Origin of the sequence: Paenibacillus sp. MAHUQ-63 (genome assembly GCF_028765165.1) — a bacterium.
In the GTDB taxonomy this organism is placed as follows: Bacteria; Bacillota; Bacilli; order Paenibacillales; family NBRC-103111; genus Paenibacillus_E.
In genome coordinates, this window is sequence record NZ_JARADB010000003.1 from 705,796 (window position 1) to 731,179 (window position 25,384).

At 53.0% G+C, this 25,384-nt stretch carries 15 protein-coding genes; 5 read left to right on the top strand and 10 right to left on the bottom strand.

Translation table 11 applies throughout. The annotated features are described in order from the left end of the window. Positions 1-233: 233 nt before the first annotated feature. Together PUT07_RS19210 and PUT07_RS19215 are read right to left on the bottom strand one after the other, a co-directional pair. The gene (locus PUT07_RS19210) at positions 234-968 is read right to left on the bottom strand and encodes an MgtC/SapB family protein (RefSeq protein ID WP_274470885.1); all 735 of its coding nucleotides are present in this window, start codon (positions 966-968) and stop codon (positions 234-236) included. Positions 969-1,536: 568 nt separating this feature from the next. After that, entirely contained in the window at positions 1,537-2,844 is a 1,308-nt protein-coding gene (locus PUT07_RS19215; protein ID WP_274469976.1) for a PASTA domain-containing protein, read from the bottom strand. 155 nt (positions 2,845-2,999) lie between these two features. Between PUT07_RS19215 and PUT07_RS19220 the strand changes: the two genes are divergently transcribed. Further along, entirely contained in the window at positions 3,000-3,323 is a 324-nt protein-coding gene (locus tag PUT07_RS19220) for an NIPSNAP family protein (protein ID WP_274469977.1), read from the top strand. A 59-nt stretch (positions 3,324-3,382) separates the two neighbouring features. Here the strand turns inward: PUT07_RS19220 and PUT07_RS19225 are convergent, their stop codons facing one another. The 5 genes from PUT07_RS19225 to PUT07_RS19245 form a co-directional block, all read right to left on the bottom strand. Next, on the bottom strand, positions 3,383-4,600 hold the full coding sequence (locus PUT07_RS19225) for a Ger(x)C family spore germination protein (protein ID WP_274469978.1): 1,218 nt from the start codon (positions 4,598-4,600) through the stop codon (positions 3,383-3,385). Positions 4,601-4,653: 53 nt separating this feature from the next. Beyond that, the gene (locus PUT07_RS19230; protein ID WP_274469979.1) at positions 4,654-7,020 is read right to left on the bottom strand and encodes a bifunctional diguanylate cyclase/phosphodiesterase; all 2,367 of its coding nucleotides are present in this window, start codon (positions 7,018-7,020) and stop codon (positions 4,654-4,656) included. 183 nt (positions 7,021-7,203) lie between these two features. Then, positions 7,204-8,277: a dihydrodipicolinate synthase family protein gene (locus tag PUT07_RS19235; protein WP_274469980.1), complete on the bottom strand. Its 1,074-nt coding sequence runs from the start codon at positions 8,275-8,277 to the stop codon at positions 7,204-7,206. Continuing rightward, the gene (locus PUT07_RS19240; protein WP_274469981.1) at positions 8,277-9,293 is read right to left on the bottom strand and encodes an NAD-dependent epimerase/dehydratase family protein; all 1,017 of its coding nucleotides are present in this window, start codon (positions 9,291-9,293) and stop codon (positions 8,277-8,279) included. Before PUT07_RS19240 ends, PUT07_RS19235 begins: the two co-directional genes overlap by 1 nt. Before the next feature lie 877 nt (positions 9,294-10,170). Then, the gene (locus PUT07_RS19245; RefSeq protein ID WP_274469983.1) at positions 10,171-11,502 is read right to left on the bottom strand and encodes a hypothetical protein; all 1,332 of its coding nucleotides are present in this window, start codon (positions 11,500-11,502) and stop codon (positions 10,171-10,173) included. Positions 11,503-11,824: 322 nt separating this feature from the next. Between PUT07_RS19245 and PUT07_RS19250 the strand changes: the two genes are divergently transcribed. From PUT07_RS19250 to PUT07_RS19265, 4 genes are all read left to right on the top strand, one after another. After that, positions 11,825-13,948 (top strand): cadherin-like beta sandwich domain-containing protein, encoded by a 2,124-nt coding sequence (locus tag PUT07_RS19250; RefSeq protein WP_274469984.1) that lies wholly within the window; start codon positions 11,825-11,827, stop codon positions 13,946-13,948. A 196-nt stretch (positions 13,949-14,144) separates the two neighbouring features. Then, a complete protein-coding gene (locus PUT07_RS19255) occupies positions 14,145-14,930 on the top strand; it encodes a YhfC family intramembrane metalloprotease (RefSeq protein ID WP_274469986.1) in 786 nt (261 codons plus the stop codon). A gap of 392 nt (positions 14,931-15,322) precedes the next feature. After that, positions 15,323-16,315, top strand: a complete 993-nt coding sequence (locus PUT07_RS19260; protein ID WP_274469988.1) for a helveticin J family class III bacteriocin — start codon at positions 15,323-15,325, stop codon at positions 16,313-16,315. A gap of 205 nt (positions 16,316-16,520) precedes the next feature. Continuing rightward, positions 16,521-19,046 (top strand): heparinase II/III domain-containing protein, encoded by a 2,526-nt coding sequence (locus PUT07_RS19265; protein ID WP_274469989.1) that lies wholly within the window; start codon positions 16,521-16,523, stop codon positions 19,044-19,046. Between the two features lie 54 nt (positions 19,047-19,100). Here the strand turns inward: PUT07_RS19265 and arfA are convergent, their stop codons facing one another. The 3 genes from arfA to PUT07_RS19280 are packed head-to-tail and all read right to left on the bottom strand — an operon-like array spanning position 19,101 to position 25,377. Continuing rightward, a complete protein-coding gene (arfA, locus tag PUT07_RS19270; RefSeq protein WP_379240361.1) occupies positions 19,101-20,594 on the bottom strand; it encodes an arabinosylfuranosidase ArfA in 1,494 nt (497 codons plus the stop codon). Between the two features lie 37 nt (positions 20,595-20,631). Continuing rightward, positions 20,632-23,736 carry a glycoside hydrolase family 2 TIM barrel-domain containing protein gene (locus PUT07_RS19275; RefSeq protein WP_274469992.1) on the bottom strand — a complete coding sequence of 1,035 codons (3,105 nt, stop codon included), beginning with the start codon at positions 23,734-23,736 and terminating at the stop codon, positions 20,632-20,634. A gap of 30 nt (positions 23,737-23,766) precedes the next feature. Then, on the bottom strand, positions 23,767-25,377 hold the full coding sequence (locus PUT07_RS19280) for a response regulator (RefSeq protein ID WP_274469993.1): 1,611 nt from the start codon (positions 25,375-25,377) through the stop codon (positions 23,767-23,769). Positions 25,378-25,384 lie beyond the last annotated feature (7 nt).

Sequence of the window (25,384 nt, forward strand, 5' to 3'; positions counted from 1 at the left end):
CATTAATGCTCGTTATTGCTTGATTAGAGTATATATCGACGATTTATTCGGCGTCAAGCATTAATTTTATGCGTATTTCATGCTTTGTTACTGACTTGCAGGACTGATTTACAGCAAAAAGAAGCATGACTACACCGTGAACGCCTGGCCTCATGGCTTGAGGTCGTTCACTGGTTGTCATACTTCTTTTCTTTTTCATACATATTGAAAAAGCACCTTGCCCCCTGGTTGATTCATTTGGAATGTAAGGATGATTTCCATGCATGTTCATACGGATTATTTCCCAGGTAATTAGGTTGAACGCTCGGAACAATAGCGAGAACACCCTCGAGGGAATTTAACGCATCTGTTATATCTGCAAGCAGCTTTTCGTTACGAGCCGTTACGATAAGTTTCAGGGAAGTTTCCGGATCCGGTACAACGCGCACTCTCTCCGATCTTTCCTCACCGTTCATCACTTGCAGATGACGAATTTGCACCTGCAGCTCCGCCAATTTATCAAAAAGATGATTTAACTTCGCCGTATTGCTCGTTACCCAGATCACGTATTCCTTGCTCCGCCGTTTCCTCATCCAATACTTCTCCCAATGATTGAGAACAAACAAGCTAAACAAGACGAGCACAGCCGCCATAATCGAAACGTAATAAAATCCGGCACCGACAGACAATCCGATGGCGGCGACTACCCAGATCGAAGCCGCTGTCGTCAGCCCTGAAACCGTTGCCCCCGTGCGCATAATCGCACCCGCGCCCAGGAAGCCGATGCCACTGATCACCTGCGCTGCCAAGCGGGCGGGATCGATCCTTACATTCGCTTCGTTAACGAATTCGTTGAACCCGTAAACCGACAAAAGCATGATCGTCGTGGAGCCGACGCAGACGAGAATATGCGTGCGCAGTCCCGCTGCATGATTGCTCCACTCGCGCTCCAGACCGATTAGCCCCCCGAGTACGACGGATAAGATCATTCGGAAAGTCAGTGACCAATCGCTAATATACCAAATTGAGTCTTGCGATAACAATCGGCGATCCCCCCTAGATAAGCTAGCTTTCAAATGCTTTGTTTGCTTTTGAATACGGAATGTTCATTTAGATTAATTTAATGCTCATAAATGTTTATTTAAATCCTATTTCATCTTTGCGGATGTGTCAAGCACATCATGGAACAGAACCACCAACATGCCGGCTGCTTCCGGTGGACAAAGAGACGGGGGTTGGCCCCTGCGTATATAAGGGCACTGGTGTCCGCTGCGCAAAGCCTCCCTCAACCAATAAGGGCCTCGCTGGCTGTTAGCGAGTGCTGCAAAATACGAACCCCGGCCGCCTTGAAGACCATTGTGGTCGAAAATTCATATACATTTCGCGTTGCGAGGGCAATATCATATAAATCTATATGAAAAATAGTATACATTTGCGTTTTTTTCCTCTTACCCCGATGAATCTATTCGAAAATTCATATAGATTCTCACAATTCGCCCGCGCAAACAAAAAAAGCCGCTAAAGCGATTATCTCCAGCTCAGCGGCTTTGATCATATTCACAACCCTTTGCTCACCCAGAACGTGATGCGGTCGCCCTGGCGGACGGCAGCTCCCGGCGTGAGGTCCTGCTTGAAAACAATCCCTTTGGCGGCGGCATTCGCCTCCAGGAAAAATTGGTAGCGCAGCCCGGCGGCTTTCGCCATCCGTTCAGCGTCTTCCCTCGTATGGGCGATCAAATCCGGGACGACGCCCGCTTGCACTTGAACGCCTCCGTCGGTTGGAGGCGCATCCGTCTGCACAGCCGCGGGCTGGGATGTCGGATTAGCCGGCGGAGCGGCTGTCGGTGCGGCCGATTGCGCAGCCGACGGCGCAGCCGTTGCTGCCGGCAGCTGAGACGCCGGCACGCGATTCGCCGATAAGGAAGGCTGCGGATTGCCGCCGCTCACAGAGGCCGGGCCCGGTCGCAGCGTTAGCCAGAGCAGCACGATCAGCGCACAGAAGCCGGCGCCGGCGAGAAGCTGCCGGCTGCGCAGCCGTAACGCTGAGCGGTCAGCAGCCTTCTTGCTGGCCGCGGCAGTGCGGGCGCGCGGCTGCGGCTGCGGCTGCGGCTGCGGCTGCGGCGCCGGCTCCGGTCGCTTCCCTTCTGGTGCCGCCACCACACTCTCCGGCTTCTTCACCTCGCGGCTGCCGAGCAAAGCTTCCAGCTCCGCTTGGAAATCGGCCAGCGTGCATTCTCCTTCATACGCCCTGCAGGCTAGCGTCACAGCACGTTCCCGCGTCTCAACCGGCATATCCGCAAACAGCCGGTTCATCTCGAAGGCGTAGGCGCTGAGCGATGATGTCGGGATATCCGTTCTGGCGCCCAGCTGGTATAGCAGCAGCGCCAATCCCGGGACACCGCGCCGGCCGTGCTTGCCTTCCGACCAGTAATTCAGGATCCGCATCCGGCCGCTATGATCCAGCCACAAATTACCTGCATCGACGGAGCATTCCGGCAGCCGGTTGCGGCGGCTTTCCCGAATGCCTTTGGCGAGCTCGCGGACATATTCAAGCGCCTTCCGGCCGGTAATATCCAGATCGATTAACCGTTCCTGCAGCGGACTTCCTGTTTCCGCCTGCAGAACAACGATTATATGACCTGCCTCCGCTCCCGCCTCAACCATGCGCATGAGGTGCGCACCGGATATCCGGCACGCTTTGGCCAGCCAGCGCAAAGCTTCATGATGCGCCAACTCATCGGTTTCTTGATAGGTATAGAGAAGAACCTCCCGCCCGAGGGTCAGATCCGTCCCCCTCGCCAACATCCCGTTCATCATCGTTTGAATCGGCTGTTCTGTCCGATAGCGATTTCCGTCAAAAGTCATGGACGTGTTCCCCCTTTATATCCATAGATATTCGCCGCGTTGCGTTTATTTGCGTCATCGGCACTTTTTCCCGGCACCGTCTTGCCTTCTCCTTCAACTTCATGCTACTGTGAGAACGAGCACTCCTACTATTCAGTAAGAACGAAAGCGAGGGAATGACGTTGCTATATGAACTGCGCATTTATACGATGCATGAGGGTAAAATGGAGGCCATTCAACAACGGTTCAGCGAGCATACACTCCGGATTTTTGAACGGCTGGGGATGAACGTCACCGAGTTCTGGATCGATCAAACAGGGCTTTCGAAGCTGTATTATGTATTGGAATATACGGACAAGGACGAACGTCAGCGGCAGTGGGACGCCTTCCGGCAAGATCCCGAGTGGATCGAGGCGAAACGCAAATCGGAGGAGAATGGACCCATCATTGAAAGCATTCAGGAAATTTTCATGAATCGAGCTTCATTTTTTGCGAAATAGCATAGAAAAGCCCGCCATTACTTGGCGGGCTTTCCAATTCGCAGCGGCAAATGAACTGCCTACTTGGTTTTCGTTCCGATCCTTCTGATCTTGGTCTCCATCGAGACTTCGAAGGACATTTCTTTATAAGCCGCTTCCCAGGCTTCCTTCGTTCTGATTTGCTTATTCCAGTATGCAGACTGCTTGGCGCGTACATATTCTCCGAAGCCAAAAATATCGCAGCCATCGTGCTGTGTTTGCTGGATGAACGCTCGAATCCCCGACTCTGCGTCCTTTTTAATTTTTTCCTCCAGCTTCTTCATATTTTCCTTCGTGATAAGTATTTCTTCGTTCGACTTTTCCTTTAAATTCCCTTCGACTTGGCATTTGATGATCGCATGTACCTTACCGTTCCTGATCTTCGTCGTTATTTTGGATTTCCGGTGCGTGGTTTGGTAAACGACCAAAGTTTCGGAGTCGGGCATTTGTTGAAGAATGCTATATCCGCTTGGGTTAATCTCTTTGACCGCCATATACTGGCCGATTTGCAGCGCCGTTGAGGAGCCTACCATTTTGTCGTTCCTGAAATAAGCCAGCCCGGCGATTTCGATATTCGATTCCTTCTTAAGTTCCAAATAAGGAATTATTCCTTCCTGGCCTTTGGCCGAACTGGCACTTAAAAACACACCCAGGAAAATGTTCGGCAGCTTCCCCATTTCTCTTGCATGCTCCAAAGTCGCCAACAAATACAAAGTAGGAACTCGCTCTAATTGCGGTGTGGCGTTCAATATATCAATCGCAAGCCCTTTGGATACGACCATCCAGACCGTTCTTCGAACTTGCGGCTGCCGGCGAAAGAAATCGTTCTCGTTCTGAATTCCCCTCTTGGCTACGGCTTCCGAGAGTACAATAACCCGCAAATGTCCGTAAAATAAACGATGCGAAAGCTGCTGCTGGAGATTCATCAGCGCATCATCAACCGTATGGCCGACGCTGCCCAGCACCCAAACCGGTTTCTGTTTGGACGGATTGCCGCCATCGCTGCCCGTTCCTAATGGAATGCGTCCCGGAACGGCAATTTGCACCGTTATTCGAATGAGATCCCTATTCGCGCCTTCATCCTGTTTCCGGATATGCGTAGCATTGCTGCTCTCCTTCTCATCGCCAGGCTTCGCCTCATCGATCCCGATCGCCAGAACGACGGCACGATCTTCGATTTCCAACCGGTCCCAGCAGCCTCCAAGCAAAGGAGCTATCAACACGAAAACAAGAATCTGTTTGATCAGATTTTGCCGCAAGTTGATCACCCCATCCAATCATCTATTCCATAATGTTATCTAAAAATGGAATTCTATGCATGGGAGGCGCCGACCAGCATCTTCATCAATTGATCCGCTTCAAGCGGCCTGCTGATCAGATAGCCCTGAATTTGATCGCAATGATACCTTTGCAGCAGTTGAAGCTGCTCCGGCTGCTCGACGCCCTCAGCGACGACAAACAGCCCGAGCTGATGCGCCATCAGGATAAGCGTAGAAACAATCACTTGACTGCGTTCGTCGTGATTCACGCGATCGATTAATGTTTTGTCCAATTTCATGCATTGTACGGGCAGCATGCACAAATATTTCATGGAAGAATAACCCGCCCCGAAATCATCGAGCGAAATAAGAAAGCCCATGGACCGCAGCTTGCCGAACACATCGATCACGCGCTCGACCATACCGATGGCCACGCTCTCCGTTACCTCCAATTCAAAATGAAACGGCTGTACCCCCTCTTCTTCAAACACATTCTGGATACACGCCAGAAAGTGGGGGTGAAGCAGTTGGGCGCCGGAAATGTTGATCGCGATCCGTATGCATACATGCTGCTGCTCATGCTCCCATCTCTTGAACTGCCGGCAAGCCTCACGCATGATCCATTCACCGACTTCATGAATCATGCCGGACGATTCCACAATCGGGATAAATTCAGCAGGAGATACCTGCCCAAGTACCGGGTTATTCCAACGCAGCAGCGCCTCTGCTCCCGTTATTTTTTTGCGCTCCGGTTCCCACTTCGGCTGGTAAACCAGCCGAAACTCTCCAAGCTCCAGCGCACTCTTCAGCTGCCTTTCGAGCAGCGATTTGCGGGCCCGCGGCGATTCGAACGCCGCGGAATACCATTGGTAATTGTTCTTGCCGGATTCCTTCACGTCCAGCATGGCCGTATCGGATTGCTTCAGCAATTGCTCGGCCGTAGTTCCATGATCTGGATATAGACTAATTCCAATACTGGCAGAAATAACGACATGTTGGCCCTGTATCAGGAACGGGTTGTGCAGACACTCCTTCAAACCGGCCGCCAGCTGCTCGATTTCCGTGGAAACCGAAATGATGCAGAACTCGTCGCCGCCCAAGCGGCACAGCCTTTCGCTATCCTTCACGCAAGCCCTCAGGCGCCGAGCAACTTGAATTAGAAGCAAGTCACCGACACTATGCCCCATCGTATCATTAATTGTTTTGAAACCGTCCAAATCAATGAACAGCACAGCGAACTGCGAACTTGTCCCCTTAGAAGTGCCAATCAGCTGCTCAAGCTGAAGATAGAACGCTTTGCGGTTCGCCAAGCCTGTCAACACATCGTGATGGGCTTGATACTGAATTTCCGATTGCGCATGCTCCAAGGACGACATCATATGATTCATAGACTTCTCAAGCTGCGAAATTTCATCGTTGCCGGAGACCCGTATGCGGATGGAAAAATCCTTGTCCATTTCAATCTTTTTCATACCGCCGATCACCCGGCTGAGTCGAATGAATATATTGTGTTCCAACAGAGCCATTGCAACGATGAATAGGGCAATTCCGGATAAGGTAAGGAAAATCAAAAAAAACTGCGTGTTTTTGCGCGCTTGCATATAGAGCTCTCTTGGAACTGAATAAGCCAGTAAAACAGCAGGTTTGCCCTCAATGTCGCTTAATAAAGCATAGCTCTTCATTGCATCCCCTTCGGTTGCCGTCCAAAATGGAATGTTCTGATACATCCGGATGTTCACGGTCGTACTAGAAGAAGGAACTTTGAACAAAGGTTCCACTAATGTGTACGTCAAGGGAATATCCGCTTTGGCCGAAATATACTGGATGTAACTGTCGTCCAGGAACCGGGCAAACAGCAGCGCCCCGCGGACAGGTCCCGCGTTATCGCTCGTCAAGATCGGATAGGAAGCGGCAATCATCGGCTTATGGTCAATCACGACCAAGCCTTCTTTGCGCGAATTGATATCCGAATGGGTTAGGAAAGAAGCATATTCTTTCTGTAAAGTTTGTATGTATGTATCCGTATTTGGCAGTCTCCTATTCCCGCCGAAATCATACGCTTTGGCAAAATAGACTTGCTTCTGATTATTCAACAGCACCGCAAGGTTGAGCCGGCTGGAAGTAAACAGAGCATCCGGATAATTGGCTGCCAAATAAGGATCGTTCATATCGGAGGGCGTTTCCTTTTGGATAAATTGATACGTTTCGTCCCAGCCTGAATAATTGATGGTCATAGCTCCAAGATTCGTATACTCGTCCGATAAAGCGATCAGCGCCCTTTTCATCCCTTCAAGGGAGTATTCCCGCTCCATCATCAAATAGTTACGAAGCATCATTCTGTCGGAAATGGTATAGAGGATCCCCATCAGCACGAGGGCGACAACTCCAACATACAGCATGAATTTACGGCGAAGTGACATACTCACACGCTTCCTTATTAATATCTGAAGGTATTTATATCGAGTGTTAGAGTTTCTATGTATAGGAAGCGCATTCCTCCAAATTTCGACAACAGCCATTATTATCCATAAACAAAGTATGAAAGAAGGGATCCGTGTGTTAGACAGAAAAAAAAGCCCCTGCAGCAGCAGGAGCAACCTCGTCTATTCGGACAACCAGTTAGCCAAATGGGTTTGCACGAAGGCATCATCGTTCAAATGCGGGTAGTCGCGATACATCCGGTCGATCTCTTCCACTTGCCCCGGGGACAGCTGTTCATGCGGATTGAGGCACCACGTGCCTTGCATCAGTCCCTGACGCCGCAGCACCTCATGAATGCCGGGGATGCAGCCCGCGAACGCGTGAGCCGGATCAAAGAAAGCCGCGTTCGTATCCGTAACTTCGATGTTGCGCGTGAACCAATCCAGCGCTATCCGTTCGTTTTTCCTCGCTTGTTTGATCTCATCCAGCAGCTCTACCGCTTTTTTCGTCCAAACCGCCCAATGACCTAGCAAGCCTCCGGCAATTCTTTTCTCAACCGGCTGGCCGTCGACCTGGAATCGGAATACGGTTAGCAAGTCATTCACGATATTATCGTCGTTGCCTGTGTACAGCGCGATTTTGTCGCGACGGTCCGAATAGCAGACGGCACGGGCCACATCAATCGTCTGATAGCGATTGAACGGCGCGATTTTGATCGCGATGATGCCGGGAATATTGGCAAACGCTTGCCAGAAATCAAAACTGAACACCTTGCCCCCGACCGACGGCTGCAAGTAAAAGCCGATTACCGGCATGCGCTCTGCGACCCTCGCCGTGCGCTCTAGAATTTGAGCCTCGCTCCACCCGCCGAGACCGCCCATCGACAGCAGGCCTGCGTCGTAGCCCAGCCCCACCGCCAAATCCGCTTCGTACAACGCCTGCTCCGTAGGGCCGCAAATGCCCGCTACTTGGATAAAAGGTCTCGCCAATGCAGCTCGTTTCACTTCTTCAGCCGCCATGCCCAGCACCTTCTCCAGCAAACGATGCTTCGGATCGCGAATTTCAAATTGCGTGGAATGAACCCCTACGGCGATGCCGCCTGCCCCGCTCGCGATATAATAACGGGTCAACGCCCGTTGGCTTCGTTCGTCCAGCAGCCTGTCGGCCCCCAATGCAAGCGGATGTGCCGGAATAACCAGACCGTCATGAAGCGCAGCTTCCTGCTGCACGGTTAGCTCCCGCCGAGTCGTCGCCATCAGAATTTCCCCTCTCTTTCCTGAAAATGCGTCGGCTTATTGATGGTCGCTCCGCCGTGCTGCACCCATTCCGCCACCCAGTCGAACATTTGCAGAAGCGAGACCCGCGGATATCCGTGGAGCTGCATGTTCTTGGACGCGTTACTCAGGAGCGCCGTAGACGACTCTTCGCCTTTGAATACAGGCTCGATGCCTAGTCTGAGGCCGAGCTGCTGGGCTGCATATTTAACCGAAATCGTTTCCGGTCCGGTGACGTTCAAGAAATTGGCCGGGCTCTGCGCCGCATCCAGGGATCGAAGCGCAATCTCATTGGCATCTCCTTGCCATATGCAGTTGAAATGGCCCATGGATAGGTCGATAGCGCGTCCATCTCGAATAGATTTGGCGATTTCTAGCAGCACGCCGTACCGCAAGTCAATGGCATAATTGAGCCGGTATATCAGCACTGGAGTGCCATTCTTGTGACTAAAGTGCTCGAACACGCGCTCACGCCCCAGACATGATTGGCCGTATTCGCCGACCGGGGCCGGGGCTACGCCTTCATGAGCGCCGCCGTAAGCGACGGGCGTGAAGGGGTACACATTGCCTGTCGAGAAGACAACGATGCGCGAGTCGCGGAATTTCTCGGCAACGCGTCCCGGCAAATACGCGTTCATGGTCCAGGTGAAATGTTCCTTGCCCGTCGTTCCGAACTTCGTTCCGGCCATATAGATAACATTCCGGACTTCGGGCAGCTCCTGCAGCGCTTGATCGTCAAGCAGATCGCAGGCAATGGTCTGAACGCCTAGCGCCTGCAGCTCGTCTTTTAATCCGGGTTCCGAGAAGCGCGATACGCCGTATACGGTTTTGTTCACGCCTGCTGCCGCAATGGCGTTCATCGCCAGCTTGGCGAGACTCGGCCCCATTTTCCCGCCGACGCCCAGCAGCATGATATCCCCTTGCAGCTCCTGCATAAAAGCGATTAATGCCGGCGACGGCTTCGCCATAACTTCGTCCAGTTCCTGCAGTGTTCGCATCCTTGCATTCCCCTCTCGTCATAACCAATTGGTGGTAATGAGGCAAGTATACAGTGGGTTTTATATAAAAGACAAATCTTTTAATTGTCTTTAAATGGACTCTTGGTAGACTGGTTACTGGTGGGGTACGACACTATTTGCGGCGATTGGATACTAGCGGGTGACGGCACTATTGGCGGGTGTTGGCACACGGGGCGGAACAGAATACTGGCGCGATAAGCTACTTTGGGTGGAAATTCGGATACCGGCGGGGATAAGGCACTCTTGGCGGGTGACGGCACACTAGTAAACTAGCTAACGGACACAGCGGCCGTTATTCGATGATCTTGCGACATTTGGGAATTCTAACGGACACTAGTGCCGCTATTCACCTGTTTTCACTCGATTTTGGCTGCGAAATCGGCAAATAAAGCCTTGGGTGTCCGTTAGAATCGGCACACCACGGTTTTCACGAGAATAACGGCTCCCGTGTCCGTTAGAATGCGTGCTGCATGAACTAACGGCTTATGGAGCAGGCAGCTGCCATGCCAGAATCTATATACTGGCGCGATAAGCTACTTTGGGTGGAAATTCGGATACCGGCGGGGATAAGGCACTCTTGGCGGGTGACGGCACACTAGTAGACTAGCTAACGGACACAGCGGCCGTTATTCGATGATCTTGCGACTGTTGGGAATTCTAACGGACACCAGTGCCGTTATTCGCCTGTTTTCACTCGATTTTGGCTGCGAAATCGGCAAATAAAGCCTTGGGTGTCCGTTAGAATCAGCACACCTCGGCTTTCATGAGAATAACGGCTCCTGTGACCGTTAGAATGCGTGCGATTTCAGGGGCACAACAACAAGCCCCTCCCGAAACTTCGCATAGGTGCGACCCGTCACACGTCCTCCAGAAAGGACAGCCGGAACAGCTGCTTGGGCCGGCCTTTGGGCACTTTGACCGATCCCGCTATCGTGATAAGGTCATGATCCATCCACTGCAGCAGCAGCCGGTGCGTGCTGCGAACGGTAATGCCGAGAATCGCCGCCAAATCGTGCACCTCGTATTCCAGCTTGCTCGTTCGCGCGACCGTAGCCAGCAGCCTGCTCAAGTAAGCGGAAGTCATCCCCGCTTCTTCGGCTTTCCGCAGCAGCGCGGGATCCGTCATCGACAAATCGCGGCTCAGCGAGTCCGCCATCTCCAGCGGACCGATCAGCGTTTTGTCCTCGCGCACGATGAAACAAGTGTTGCCGCCGGCCTCCTTGCAGCGGCGCAGCGCCAAGCGGGCATGCGTCCCCGCCTCATTCGCACTGCGTCCAAAGCCGATGCCCATGCTTAACGACAGCCCGAGCGACTTCCAAATCTCCCGGGCCAGAGGAACCGTTTTGTAACCGACGGTTTCCCGCTCAAAGATGCCCCGAGTCGTAAAAAACAAATACTCATCCCCGCCAAGAGGGGTCAAATAGCCGTCCAGCGATTCGACATAGTCGATCAGCATCCGATGAATGTCCAGCTTAAAGCGCTGAATATCATGCTCGGATCCTTTGAACCGGAGCCTTCTGCCGAAGTCGTCCACATTCAGCATGCCGACCAGAATTTGCGCTTCCTTGCTGCGCCTTGTTTCCGTGGAGAGCAGTGCGCGCTCCAGGACAACGGTTATATTTTGATCCGTCGGCTTAATCCATTCGCATGGAATTCCCCGCTCGCCAAGCTTGGCGGCAACCTCGCTCTCCGTCGTCAAAGCTCCCTGCGACACACCGCTTAGGAAAGCCTCCGCATGATAACGGACCAGCTCCTCTGCCGGCGGATAAGGCGGACCGTCATAAACGCGAAAAGCGCCGGGCGATTCCCCAATGTCTGCGGCGATGCGCCCGACAGCCGAAGTGGAGAACGAGTCGATGCTGTACGCCGCCTCGCTTCGCCCGGGCTGCACCCGCTTCTGGAGCCGGTACAGCGCACTGATGAAGCCCGTATCCGTTAACGGAACCGCGTGTACCGGCAGGTGCGTGATCACCTGGTCTTTGACTCTCCGGTACAAAGCCGGTCCGGTAACGAGCAGCGCCTCGACCTGATCCAGCAGAGCCTCCGCCGCAGCCGGCGCTTCTTCCTCCGAACAAATCCGGGCAACCGGATGAAGGGAAGGAAATGACGAGGTAATGACATGCAGCACCTGGTTAACCAAATCTTGCGATCCAAGCACGCCGATGAGAATCCGATTCGCATTTTCCATGACAGACGACTCCTTAACATGGGTAGTTAACCCATTATAACCATTAGCATTAAGTATGAACAAGGTATATGTGGGGCGAGCATCTTTGCGTAGGAACAAACAGGGTTGCCTAGAAGCTGCGCTGCAGCAACAGAGCGCAAGGCCACGACATGCCAGCCTATCGCTCTTGTTCATGAGGGCAACGCCGGTTACGACGCCTGCGGGTCGCGGGCGGTCTCCTCTCCTTCAAAATTTCTACCAAAAATTACCCGTTTCTATGCTATAATTAGACAATAAACAACATTATTCGCCAAACAGAAACTGAACGATCAGGAGGGAATTTGTGAAAGCTGCAAGATGGTTGATAACAAGTTTGACACTCATCATCGTTATGCTCGTCATTCCTTGGCAGGCGCGAGCGAACGGTGATTCCAATGCGGATTTACAAAGTATTTATCAAGGCTCGGGAAGCCTGTCGCCGGGCTTTTCTTCCGGCGTTACGGAATATTGGGTGCGCATGCGCAGCACGGATCCGAACTATTACACGGCATTCATTTCATCCAATTCTTCTGCTTCAATCGCCTACTCGATGAATGGCAGCGCTTGGACACCGATCGGTTACAACGTCTCTACCGGCTACCTCTCTACCAATCGCGGTGATAATACGATGCAGGTGCAAGTGACGGCAACGGACGGTACGACAACCAAAACGTACACCATTCACATCTACTATCCGCAGGCGGACGATGCCGAATTATTCACGCTATCCCTAGATCAAGGCACACTGAGCCCTCCCTTCCAATCCGCCGGCACGTCCTACTCGGCGACGGTTCCTTATTCGACCAGCCATGTCGCTCTGACAAGCGTACTGAAGGACCAGGCTGCCACGATGGAAGTAAACGGTATCGCTGTATCCAGCGGAACGGCAACCGCTCCGATCCCATTGGATGTTGGCAGCAATACCATTACGGTTGTTACTCGCTCGCAAGACACGACTCAGAGCATGACCTATACGGTTGATGTCACTCGTTCAGCCCCGAGCACGAATTCGAATTTAAGCATGCTGGCCGTGACGGATTACGAGTTGACGTATCCCTTTCAGCCCGCTCAAACGGCCTATTATTTGCCCGAACTGGCATATGCAGCTGACCAAATCATTTTAACGCCTACGGTTTCGCATCCGAATGCGACGGTGGAAGTCAAAGCTAACGAAGCAGCCTATGCCGCTGTAAGCAGCGGTTCTCCAAGCTCGCCATTGCCTCTGGAAGTGGGCAGCAATGTGATTTCTGTGAAAGTAACAGCACAAGACGGCTCTTCCAAGGTTTACACCATAACGGTGAAACGGTTGAACAATGAAGCGCATCTAAGCAATTTAACCGTATCTCCAGGTAACTTAAACGAGCAGTTCTCCAGCGACAAGCCGGATTATACAATGGCGGACGTTAGTTATTCCACCTCTAGCATAACCGTCACGCCTACGGCTGTTGATCCGGCAGGGGCTTATATCCGAATGAAGAACATAACCAATCCCAACTTCATCCCCGTAACTAGCGGGTACGGCATGAGTCTTCCCTTGGAGGAGGGAACGAATACGATTCTGGTGGAAGTTTGGGCGGAAGATACGAGCATCAGGAAGCAGTACACGATTACCGTAAAACGCAGAACCCCTTCGGGGAACTCTTTGAGCGGTCTAACCGCATCCTCGGGCAATCTCCAATTCGCCGAGCAAACGTCGGCGTATTCCATTACTGTCGGACAATCGGCTTCTTCATTGACGGTGCGCCCCGTGCTGTCGGCGGACAATCCGGATGCTTCGATCCGGGTCAGCTTGAATAACGGGGAATATTCACCCGTGCAATCCGGAACGGACAGCGATCCGTTATATTTACTGCCGGATACTCCGAATGTGATCCGTGTCCTGGTCACCGCGGAGGATGGGATAACGACACGTCTCTATACCATCTATGTGTCCCGGGCATATGCACCAATACTCGAACGTTGGGAAATGGAAGGAACGCAGGTCAAGCTGACGTTCTCAGACCCGCTGCTTAACGCGGTGACGGATGTGACCTATTATCAAATCTACAATGGGAATACCCCGCTCACCGTAACGGGAATTGTATACGCCGAAGGTGCTGCCGAGGTCAACTTGACGATCAGCGAGCAGCCGAATCCGACGGACCAACTCTTGTTCAATATCCTAGCCGGCGCGGTGACCGGCTCGAACGGCGAGACGAATGCGCCGATTCGGTTTTCACATGTGTATGGAACCGCACTGGAGCAGGCGCTCTATAGAATCCAATCATTCGACCACTCGCAGGACGGCATCCAGGTGAATGAAATCATCCAATACTTGATATCCCCTTATGGTCAGCTTGATGTGACCGGTGACGGCCAATTCGACAGGACCGACGTGCAGCAGCTGCTTCCGCACATTGCTCCGCTTCACGGCCATTCATATGAATAGATAGAAAATGACCGGCAAGCGCTCCCCGCTTGACCGGTCATTTTCTTTTGCCTTTGTGTCCAACATCTCAAAAAATAACTTGAAGTTATTTCCAAAAGTGATATCATATCAATATCACACTTCATGGGATTTCATTCAGATCGTGAAGCGAGCCCCCTTATTGGGCGGCAAATACATAGAACAAGGAGTGAAGGACATGGTCCATCAAGGCTCGATCATGGCAATGATCGTTCAAGTCATTATTGGAATTGCACTCATTCTTTTTCTGCTCCTTTACTACAAGCGAACGCTTCAAATCTCTTTCCGTGCGGTCGGTGCCGGCATCGTTGTCTTCCTTGTATTCTCGCAGGTTCTGGAACAACTGCTGCATGCTTACATGTTCTCAGGCAACCGCACCACAGCGCAATGGCTGGCCAACCCTTGGCTCATGGCCGTCTACGGCGGTCTTGCCGCAGGTATTTTCGAAAATGCCGGACGTTGGGTCGGGTTCTCGCTCCTTCTGCGAAAGCGCCAGGAGCGCAAAGACGGCATTGCGTTCGGGATCGGACACGGCGGCATGGAGGTGCTGCTGATTGGCGTCTTGCTGGGTATCGTCGGTATCGTGCTTGCTACCATGATGAACGCCGGTGTATTCGAGCAGTCCTTCGGCACCGAAGCGACGTCCGAGCAAATAGCGCTCTTCCAAGCCCTGAAAGACAAAATGCTGCAAACAACGCAGGTTGAATACTGGCTTGGGGCGTTCGAGCGCATTCCGGCGATAAGTATCCAGATGGCCTTATCTTTGATCGTTCTGTATGGCGTTCGGACGCGCAAGATCGTGTACTTGCTGTATGCGGTTCTGATCCATGCGTGTATCGATTTTTTTGCCGGCCTGTATCAAGCCGAGATGCTGCCGTTATGGTTCGTCGAAGTCATCGTGTGGGCCTGGGGGCTAGCCGCTATCTTCCTTGTCGGCAGATCTAAAGTCTGGTTCGCCCGATAACCGGTGTTCAGGTATCCCGCCCTGCGAGGCTCAAAGCCGAGGAGCCGGCCGCTCGATCGCTCGCTGCTAAGGCATGGGTATCTGCCAGCGGGTCCAGGTCCCTCGTGACGACCGAATCGCTTGACTTTCAGAATTCAAACTGATAGCATGAATTTGTAATCGCGACCATTCGCGTTGCGATACACCCCTAAGTAAATACTAAGGTGACGGTTGGAGTCCTTGAGAAACCCGAACAATTGGATTGGCTCGTTAACGAGCTGATCTTATTGCTCGGGTTTTATTGTGTTCACCGGACTCGTCCGACAGGAGGAGGTGCCGTTCGCAGCTTACGGCCAAACAGCATGCAGCATAGGATCAGTCGTAAAGAATTGCCCACCAAAGGAGGTATTCGAATGTTTCGAGTTCAAGCATTGAGCCTTATGAAATGGCGATTGAAACTTCTCTTCTCTGTTGTTCTCTCCATCCTGATTGGGGGAATGTCCGTTATGCCCGCGTTCGCAGCAACACCTCAGAAAACCGTCAACGCTTCGGCAACGCTCGCTTATAACCTCAAAGGCCTTAAACACAACGTGGCCGTTCAAAAAGCCTATATTGCGTCAACGTATCTTTACGTAACCCAGCGGTCCGGGGGCACCTGCTATCTGTCCAGATTGCTCATTAACGGAACCGACGCCAACTACGTTGATGAAATGACCGTCACCAATGCGGGGCACTGCCAAACGCTGGATATGTACACCTACAACGACATTAATTATTTCTACTTCAGCTCCAAAGCAGACCCCGATACAACGAATTACTGGTCGCTTCAAGTAGCCAGACTTCAATACGCAGCCGGTGCGACCTATGATTATACGGATCTTCACCGCTTCACTTATATGAATTATGCCAATAAGACCGGCACGAGCTTAGGCGAGACGTACCGTGTGGACGCCGGCGGCAACAGCACGCATACGGTTTTCCGTGTGCAAACGAAGAACGGCGACGTCACATGGTCCATTTATGACACGGTCGCCTTGAACCAACTGCTTGACGCCAACGAGCAGGTCCGCATGGACAGTGCGGCGGCGATGAGCGCGTGCGTGACCAACTTTACGCAGTCGGGCACTGCGATCGTCAGACCGAACGAATCTTTCCAAGGCGCCGATCTGTTAGGCAGTACGGAAATCTATACGTCCGGCGGAGCGGAAACCGAAACGCCGCAGATTGCGATGATGTCCAACACCGGCGCATTCAAGACGCTTGTCCGTATTACAAATGTGGGAACGCATGAGATCGAAGGCGTACAGACGAAGAACAGCAACGTCTACTTTACCATCGTTACTGACCCCGTGAATAAAACAAATACCCAAAAAATTTATTACGTGCCTGACAGTATATTCCGGTAACCCGAAAGTTAGAAAGCCATCACAGATAAGCATGCTGGATTTGCAGCATGCTTTTTGGTTTGGGCTGAGTTCTAACTAATTGGCGTGAACTTTTCAGTTGCTTTCCCCCACTTCCATCCGGGATTTGTCCCTCTCTCTCGCTCACAAGCTGATGCTATATTGGTAGAAACGAAAGTGAATCAACGTGATCGGGAGGTCCATACACATGAGAAGCCACACTACGAGGAAGACGGTCAAACGCCCTTTCGCCTGCTATGAGGCCGGGCAGTTGGCGAGCATCCGCAGCAGGATTGCCGCACAGCCGGAGCTGCGGGAGGAATATGAGCGTCAGGTGATGCTATCCGATGCCTACGCAAGAACGGAGAAGTCTTTGCCTATTCACCTGAGAGGCGCTTTCCGAACGGATCCGTTCGTCTTCCGAACACCGGCGAACGCCGGATGGATCCGGATCGCTATCCATATTCGGGGGAAGGGCGAAGCCCGAATCAAACGGCTGCAGCTGACTCATTCGGAACGGGGACTTTCGATTCCGCTGTCGAACGGCGGTTTCGCGCAAGGGCTAGCCGGGTGGTCCGTTACGTCGCGTGCCTCTTCTAGCTCGGCTTTCCTCCAACCATCCGAGGCCCCCGGACAAGGGCACATCTTCTGTGCGGAGAACACCACCCATGACGACTGGGTTACTTTGGCTTATGCTGAAGCGGTTCCCGTACGTGCTCTGGAGCATTACAGCATTCAGAAGATGCTTCGCTTGGACGAACCTTTATCCTTAGGCGTGTTCGTGGAAGTCGAGTTTCTGGATGCCGCAGGGCTGCCCATGACCATGAAGCTTACATCGCCGCCATTTAACCGCAAGACGCCTACGATCTGGGCCGCCCTGCTGGAGACAGCCGGAGCGGATGCCAATGTCTATATGGTGACGGGGGATGCGGCATATGCGGAGCGAGCCAAGCGGAAGCTCCTGTACATGCTGCCGGATATGTGCCAAGGCATGGATATATTCAAGGCGACAGGCTGGCATGTGGATGATAACTACGGAGCGGTCCATATCGGACGGGGCATCGCGGTGCTCTCGGTCATCTATGACCAGATCGCGGATTCCGGGGTCATTCCGCAGGAGGAAGACGCCGGAATCCGGTCGCACTTCCGTTACATGGCCGGACTGATGATGGATACCGGCTATTACCGGTTCGATCTGGAGCAGTTTGCGGATGAGAAGGGAGGCAAGCGCAGCAACTGGAATGCGGACCGCGCCACGTGCCTCGGCATCTATGCCTTGGTCTTCCCCGAGGAGGAGCAGGCGGACGCTTATCTGGCGCATGCCTGCGCCGTCGTCGATTGGCAGCTGGACCATGTGGTCGATCGGGACGGCGCATGGCCGGAAAATATCCGCTACCACGGCGCTGTGCTGCACCGCTACTTTCTATTTTTCACGCTGCTGCAGCGTCTAAGGGGGATTAATTATTGGTCCCGCGACAAGGTCAAGAACATGTACCGGTTCTTAATCGGCACGGTGACCCCGAAGGATGCCGTTCATGGCGGTCCGGGACGGGCATCCGCCCTCCTATCTCCTGCTGTCGGCGATTCGACGGTAGATGACCAGTGGTTCCGATTGTTCGCCTATGCCGCCCCTTTCTACGCGAATTCGGATTCGCGGCTAAGCCGGGAGATGATGTGGACTTGGCAGCATGGCGGCGGCGTGGTCCGGGATACGGGTGCACATCCCTGCACACTGCTCGCGCTTCTCTATCCGCAGCCGGAGCTTGCGCAGGAAGCGCCGGATCTGGCATCCGTTCATTATGAGGGGATCGGGTATGTCATCTTCCGGCAGCATTTCGGTAAGTGGAACCGGGAGAACTATGCTATTTTCGAGACATCCCCGCTCACCTATCATGCTCATCATGATGAAGGCCATTTCTCCCTATGGGCCAACGGCACCCCTCTGACCCTGGATCCCGGAACGGGCGGATATTACAACGGAGACCGTCACTGGTATGTGAACGGCCATGCGCATAACGTGGTTCAGTTCACGGACGAGGCGGGCACTGTGCAGAACGGACCGTTTCAGAGCATTTGCGAGGAGGTCGTCTTCTCGGAGCAGCTGGATTATGTCCGCAGCTTCATCCCGGATGTGAATGCCGAAGCCTACCGCCGCCACTTCGCTTATGTGAAAGCCGGCGCCGACGTCTATATCGTCTGGGATCATATCCGCAGCCAGAGAAGCAGCGTCTGGAATCTGCATACGATGAGCTCCTCGTCGGAGGTACAGGGGAATCGCATCACGGCACACGGCTTGAATGATATGAAACTGGAAGTCACCTTCCTGCAGCCGGACAGCCTTTCGGCAGCTACGGATTTGGGAGCTGTATCCGGCGGTTATCCGTTAGCGGCGCAGGAACATTTTCGAATAAGCGGCGATAACGGCAACGATTATTTGGCCTTGCTTTATCCGAGATCGGGTGCATCGTCGGGGCTGACCGTTACCGTACTTGATAGTCCGGTTGATCCCGAATCATCAGATTGCAGGATGTACAAGGTGCTCCGGGACGAGCAAGTATTGTTCCTCCTGCTTGTGAACGGAGCGGAACATGCACAAGCGTATTCCGTTCCATCCCGTTCTCCGGTATGGAGCCTCCATGACAAATCCCTTCATCCTCCGGATGCCAACGGGCACTGCAGCATTGAAGTAGCCGGCGGTAGACTGGCCATTCTTATGGAGTCCATATCCGGATAAACATACGAATAATCAAACAAGGTCAATCGACATCATTGACCTTGTTTGTTTTACCTATGCACGGATAACTTCCAATCGAATTACGTTCCAGGAAGCTTTGGACAGGCGGGCATGAATATGTCCGTCCTCGCATCTTGCGCTCCCGCGATTATGCGGGATAACCTGGTCCGGATGTCCCTTGGTATTGGTCGCTTTCAGATTGTCATGCTCAAGCACCAAATGCTCGACCAGTCTGACTTTACCGAAGCTGCGAAGATTAATATCCAGGTCCAGCGTATCTTGAAGATGCCGGTTCACGGCGAAAACCGTAATTTGATTTTGCTCCTCGTTATAGACGCTAATGGCTTCCAAATACGGTACGTCCGTATAATCTTTGGAGTCGTACTTGGGCGAGCGGATGACAGGGTGCAGCACTTTCCCTCTGCCGTATAGGGAAGCATGGAGGTACGGATAATACGTCGTTTGCAGCCAGAGAGGTCCTCCGTTCTCGGTCATAATAGGCGCAATGACATTGATCAACTGAGCCAAACAAGCCATTTTCACCCGGTCCGCATGCTTGAGCATCGTAATTAAGCAGCAGCCTACCACAAGAGCGTCCTCAAGGGTATACGTATCCTCGAATTCGGGCGGCGCCACCTGCCAGCGCTCATCCGCCCGGCTGGTGCCGATCGAATTCCATACATTCCATTCGTCCAAGGAAAGATACAGCTTCTTTTTACTCCGCTTCTTGGCTTTGACATAATCGCAGATGGAAGCTACAGTCCCGATGAATTGATCCATATCCATCGAACGGGCAAGAAAATTGTCCGATTCGTTCGCATTATTGTTGTAGTACGTATGCAGGGACAAATAATCGACTTGATCATACGTCAGATCCAGAACGGTTGCTTCCCAATCCGCGAAGGTCGGCATCCCGCTGCTGGAGCTCCCGCAAGCGACAAGCTCCAGATTCGGGTCCACCCACCGCATCACTTTCGCCGTTTCATTGGCTAACCGGCCGTACTCGACTGCTGTCTTGGCGCCGATTTGCCAAGGGCCGTCCATCTCGTTGCCCAAGCACCAGGTTTTGAATTTGTGAGGCTCCTTGTAGCCGTGAGAAATGCGCAGGTCGCTCCAATAAGAGCCGGATGGATGGTTGCAGTACTCCACCAGATTCCGCGCAGCATCCACGCCACGGGTACCGAGATTAACCGCCATCATGACCTCTGTGCCGGCAAGCTTGGCCCACTGGGCGAATTCATTCGTTCCGACCTGATTGGTTTCCGTCGTCCACCAAGCCAGCTCCAGCTTGCGCTTGCGCTCCGATTGCGGACCGACGCCATCCTCCCAATTGTAGCCGGAGACGAAATTCCCTCCGGGATACCGAATGATGGGGACTTGCAGCCGCCGAATGACCTCCAAAGCATCTCTGCGGAAACCCCGCTCGTCAGCCGTTGGATGGGAGGGCTCATAGATCCCTCCATACACCGCACGGCCCAGGTGTTCAATGAAAGAACCGTATATTCTCGGATCAACCTCTGCCAGAATGAAGTCTTTGTCTACAATCATGGATGCTTTCAGTGCCACTGCTCATTCCCCCAACGAATTATTGAATAATCCCTTTCAGCGTGAAGCTGTATGCATAGCTGCGGTTTGCGTAAAGCGTAAACTCAGGATGCGTCTTCGACAACCAGCTGTCGTCGCCGCCAACCCCCATCTGCCGGTAGTTCACGCGCAAAGAGACTTTGTCGCTGAGAGGCAGCTTGTACAGATGATCGTGCGCTTCCAATTCAGCCGGCGTATACGGCAGCGCGTTCAGTTCCACGGCCGGGGCGCCTTCGATCCGCAATCCGATGCCGTCGGCACGGGTGAGTTCCGCCCATCGCACCTCCGTTTTGTTCCCGCATTCCTGAGGGCGCAAATACGGCACGTATTGGTCAGCTACTTTCCCCTCATAAATACCTAACCTTGCACTTTCGGCGCGATCCCAATGATTCTCATGCGGGCCTTTGCCGTACCACTTCAGGTTCTCCAGGCTGCCGTCAAGCTGGAACATCATCCCGATCTCCGGAATTTCCGGCAGGTTATGGCCTGGCTGCAGCTCTTCGCGAATGCGAATCTCGCCGTTGCCCAACACGGTATATTGCAAGTGACACAATGAACTGCGTGTCGTCGGCAGCAGATACGATACCGCGATTTCAACCTTATGTGCATAGGTCTGAATATGCATGTCATGCAGTTGGCGCTCTTGTCCGGCTTCCCTCCAAGCGGCGCTGCGTTCAGGGAGCTTGTTCCCTTTATCGTTGTCGATGCTTGCCCGCCAGAAGTTAGGCCTCGGCGACTCTTTCATCAGCTCGACGCCTTGATAACGGTAAGAAGTCATATCGCCTGTCAGCTTGCTGAAAGTCACACGGAAATCCGCTCCGAATGCCATAAATGCGGCTTCCGTCTCTTCCGTCCGGAGGGGATGAGAGACCGCTTGTTGTGCCGGACGCGTCTTAACAGGGAGCACGTACTGTTCGAACGCCACCTCGTGACCTGCAGGCGCCCACGCCTGCTCGGCTTTCTCCACCAGTCTTACGGTCAATGTGCACTCTTCACCGTCGCGCATATCGGCAGGCTGTTCATAAGGAATTATAATTTCTACAGCATCTCCTGCTTCTGCAGCCAGTGCGGCATCCCCTTCCTGGATCGGCAAGCCGTTTCTCGCCACTTCCCACTTACAATCATAATCGATCAGGTTCGTAAACAAATAATTGTTCGTAACGCGAATCCGCCCTTGCTGTAAATCAACCGCCTCGAGCTTGACGTTCTGATAACATTTTTTCACTTCGTACAATTTGGGGGTTACCCGGCGATCTGCGAACAAAAGACCGTTCCCGCAAAAAGTGCCGTCGTTCGGTGTATCGCCGAAATCTCCGCCATAAGCCAAATACGCGGTGCCTTCCGGAGTTGTCGTACGAATAGCCTGGTCGATCCAATCCCAGATAAAGCCTCCCTGTAGAATCGGATATTGATCAAACAAATCGGTATATTTGACAAGATTCCCGCTGGAATTGCCCATGGCATGGCTGTATTCACACAGGATGAAAGGCTTCTTCGGGTTGGAGCGCGCATACTCCTCAACTTTGTGCGGCGGCGTATACATCTGGCTTTCCATATCGGAAGCCGCGTCCGATTTGCGGCAGCGCGTGACGCCTTCGTAATGAACGAGACGGGTCGGATCATTGGATCGGAAGAAATCGTGCATGCGGATGAAATTGTCCCCGCCCCAGGATTCATTGCCTAACGACCAGATGACAATGGACGGATGGTTTTTATCCCGCTGAAGCATCGAATTCGCCCTGTCGAGGACATTAGCCGTCCATTCCGGCTTACTCGCCGGGACGGTCCATCCTTCCTCTTCCTGGAAATTGGACCAGCTGCCGTGTGTCTCCAGATTCGTTTCATCGATCACATAGAGGCCATATTCGTCACACAAATCGTACCACAGCGGATGGTTCGGATAATGGGAAGTGCGGACGGCATTGATGTTATAAGCTTTCATCAGCTGAATATCGCGCACCATATCGTCATACCCGATGGCGCGGCCGGTCTCGCAGTTAAACTCATGGCGATTCACGCCTTTGAACAGGATGCGCTTGCCGTTGATTTTCATTAAGCCGTCGGCCAGCTCGAACCTGCGGAACCCGACGCGGCAGCTCACCGCTTCAACGAGCTCCCCCGAACGATCCTTCAGCGCCAGTACCAGCGTGTACAGATTCGGCGTCTCGGCGGTCCACTTCAGCGGGTTCTCCACGCTTGCGCCTAACTGCAGCTGCCGTTCTTGTCCGTCGTTCAACTCGACGTCCGCCGTCAGCGGCGCCAGTACGCGGTTCCCCGCCTTGTCATACAGGCTGGCTTCCAGCGTGTGGCTTCCCAGACGCTCGCCGAACGCATTCGTCACCGTCGCTTGGATGTGCAAATGGCCGTGCCGGTATGCGTCATCCAGATCGGCAACGACACGGAAATCATACACATGCGCTTTCGGCGTGCTGTACAGGAAGACGTCGCGGAAAATGCCGCTCATCCGCCAAAAGTCCTGATCCTCCAGCCAACTGGCATCGCTCCAGCGATAGACTTCAACAGCCAGCTTGTTCTCGCCGTCAAGCAGATAAGGGGTGAGATCGAACTCCGCCGGAGTAAAGGAATCTTCGCTGTAACCGACCATTTCGCCGTTCACCCAGACGTAGAAGGCGGATTCCACCCCCTGGAAGCTGATATAAACTGGCTGGCCATGCCAAGCTTCCGGTACAGTGAACGTTCGCGCATAAGAACCGACGGGATTATACTTCGTCGGGGCGAACGGAGGCTTAATATCCTCTTTCCCTTCCCATGGATACCTGACATTCGTATACTGCGGATAATCGTAGCCCTGCAGCTGCCAATGCCCCGGCACTTGAATGTCGTCCCAACCGCTCGTATCGAAGCCGGCTTCGTAGAAAGGGACGATCCGCTTGTCCGGGTTCTCGGCGAAGCTGAATTTCCATAAGCCGTTCAGCGAAGCCGTATAGTTCGAGCCGCTTCTGTCCCCCTTCAGCGCTTCTTCCAACGTCGCGAACGGCATTAACGTCGCGTGAGCCTGCATTCGGTTCAATTGGAATATTTCCGGGTTGTTATTCCATTCGGGATACCCGTTCTTCGGGGGCACATAAGAAAACTTATGACGCATGACTTGCACCTCATTTGCTAGATTTGAACTTCAATTTGTGTACAGCTGCTTAAATTCAGACGGTGTCATGCCGGTATGCTTTTTGAACAGTTCGCTGAAATGCCTTCTGTCCTCGTACCCGAGAGCTTGGGCGATCTCCTGCACCTGCTTGCCTTCGAGGAGCATGGCTTTCGTTTGTTCCATGCGCTCGGAGGTGACGAATTGGGTTACGGTCATCCCGGTTACTTTCTTGAACAGATTGGCAAAGTAACTGCCGCTCAAATAGACGAGCTTGGCATAATCATTGACCGTCATATTGGAGGCCACGTTTTGCCGGATATGGGCGATGACCTGCTCTACGACCTGGTTCACATCTTCAACATGGCGCTTCTGAATGATTTCGCAGCCGATCCTGCACATCTCCTTGATGTTATCCTGCAGCTCCTTCAGCTTGTACGAGGAAAGGTTCGTGATATGATACAGCTGCCGTTCGATCCCTTCCATCTCTTCGCGCGTCAATTTCTCCGAGAACACCCGATTGATGAGGAAGGCGAGCTCGTCGCACATTCCCTTCACGACCTCCGGAGCCGGAGGCATCGACGCATTGACGGTTTCCTCGAACAGTTCGTCCACGATACCGCTCGCCTTCTGCAGGTTCCCGGACCTGATGCAATAGAACAGCTCTTTCTCCTTCTCGGGAGAGTAACGGGGCAGCGATTGGGGGACGGGACTCATATGGCGGTAGCTGTACACGGTATTGCCGCCCGTATAGAAGTTATAGGAGAGGGCCGCGAATGCTTGGGAGTAGGAGTAGGAGATCCGGTGGATCTCCTGCACTTCTTCTCCAAGTCCTATCGAAATGGTATAGCGGGAATAGTGATTGACGTTCTCACGGCATTTCTCTGCAATGGCTTCTACGCTGATATGTTCCGGCGGATTGAATATGGCGACAAATCGGTTCGTGTGATCGCGGAATACGAATCCCTTGGTATGCTCCGTCAAGCTTTCTTCCAAAATGTTCTGGACCGTGAACCGGATCAGCTCCACCTCCTGGACCGGAAGCGCATCCGTCTGTTCGGTAAACTGATCGATTTCCATCAGCATGACGATGAATCGTTCCCGCTCAAGCGCGATGTTCAAGAAATCCCAGCGTCTCTGCGCTTGTTCCGGCGTCGTAGGGAATTGCAGCAGCAGCTGGAAGTATTCCTGCCTTAAATACGGCAAGCTTTCCCTCAGCTTTCTTTCCATTTCACGATAGCGCTGCTTCTCGGACATTTCATCCTCAACCGCCTGTTTGGCCTTGAGCACCACATCGATAATTTTCTGAGGCGTGTACGGCTTAACGATATAGTCGAATGCGCCCAAACGCAGCGCTTCTTGCGCATAATCGAAGTCGGTATAACCGCTGAGGAACACAATTTTGGTTCGCGGAAACATATCCAGCACTTGCCGGGTCATCTCCAGCCCGTCTTTTTTCGGCATGCGAATATCCGTCAGTACAATGTGGGGCTCCGTCTCCCGGATCAATTCGATCCCCTGCTCGCCATTGCTGGCCGTGCCCGTAATACGAATGCCGTAAGTCTCCCAATTGATTTGATTCGCGATGCCCTGCACCACGGTCTTGATATCGTCGATTACGCACATTCTAAGTTCGGTCGTCACTGCTTCA

Excerpts from the sequence above, each read along its gene's own strand:
- PUT07_RS19210 (WP_274470885.1), bottom strand. The coding sequence starts at position 968 with ATGATCTTATCCGTCGTACTCGGGGGGCTAATCGGTCTGGAGCGCGAG.
- PUT07_RS19215 (WP_274469976.1), bottom strand. The coding sequence starts at position 2,844 with ATGACTTTTGACGGAAATCGCTATCGGACAGAACAGCCGATTCAAACG.
- PUT07_RS19220 (WP_274469977.1), top strand. The coding sequence starts at position 3,000 with ATGACGTTGCTATATGAACTGCGCATTTATACGATGCATGAGGGTAAA.
- PUT07_RS19230 (WP_274469979.1), bottom strand. The coding sequence starts at position 7,020 with ATGTCACTTCGCCGTAAATTCATGCTGTATGTTGGAGTTGTCGCCCTC.
- PUT07_RS19235 (WP_274469980.1), bottom strand. The coding sequence starts at position 8,277 with ATGGCGACGACTCGGCGGGAGCTAACCGTGCAGCAGGAAGCTGCGCTT.
- PUT07_RS19240 (WP_274469981.1), bottom strand. The coding sequence starts at position 9,293 with ATGCGAACACTGCAGGAACTGGACGAAGTTATGGCGAAGCCGTCGCCG.
- PUT07_RS19245 (WP_274469983.1), bottom strand. The coding sequence starts at position 11,502 with ATGGAAAATGCGAATCGGATTCTCATCGGCGTGCTTGGATCGCAAGAT.
- PUT07_RS19255 (WP_274469986.1), top strand. The coding sequence starts at position 14,145 with ATGGTCCATCAAGGCTCGATCATGGCAATGATCGTTCAAGTCATTATT.
- PUT07_RS19260 (WP_274469988.1), top strand. The coding sequence starts at position 15,323 with ATGTTTCGAGTTCAAGCATTGAGCCTTATGAAATGGCGATTGAAACTT.
- PUT07_RS19265 (WP_274469989.1), top strand. The coding sequence starts at position 16,521 with ATGAGAAGCCACACTACGAGGAAGACGGTCAAACGCCCTTTCGCCTGC.
- arfA (WP_379240361.1), bottom strand. The coding sequence starts at position 20,594 with ATGATTGTAGACAAAGACTTCATTCTGGCAGAGGTTGATCCGAGAATA.
- PUT07_RS19275 (WP_274469992.1), bottom strand. The coding sequence starts at position 23,736 with ATGCGTCATAAGTTTTCTTATGTGCCCCCGAAGAACGGGTATCCCGAA.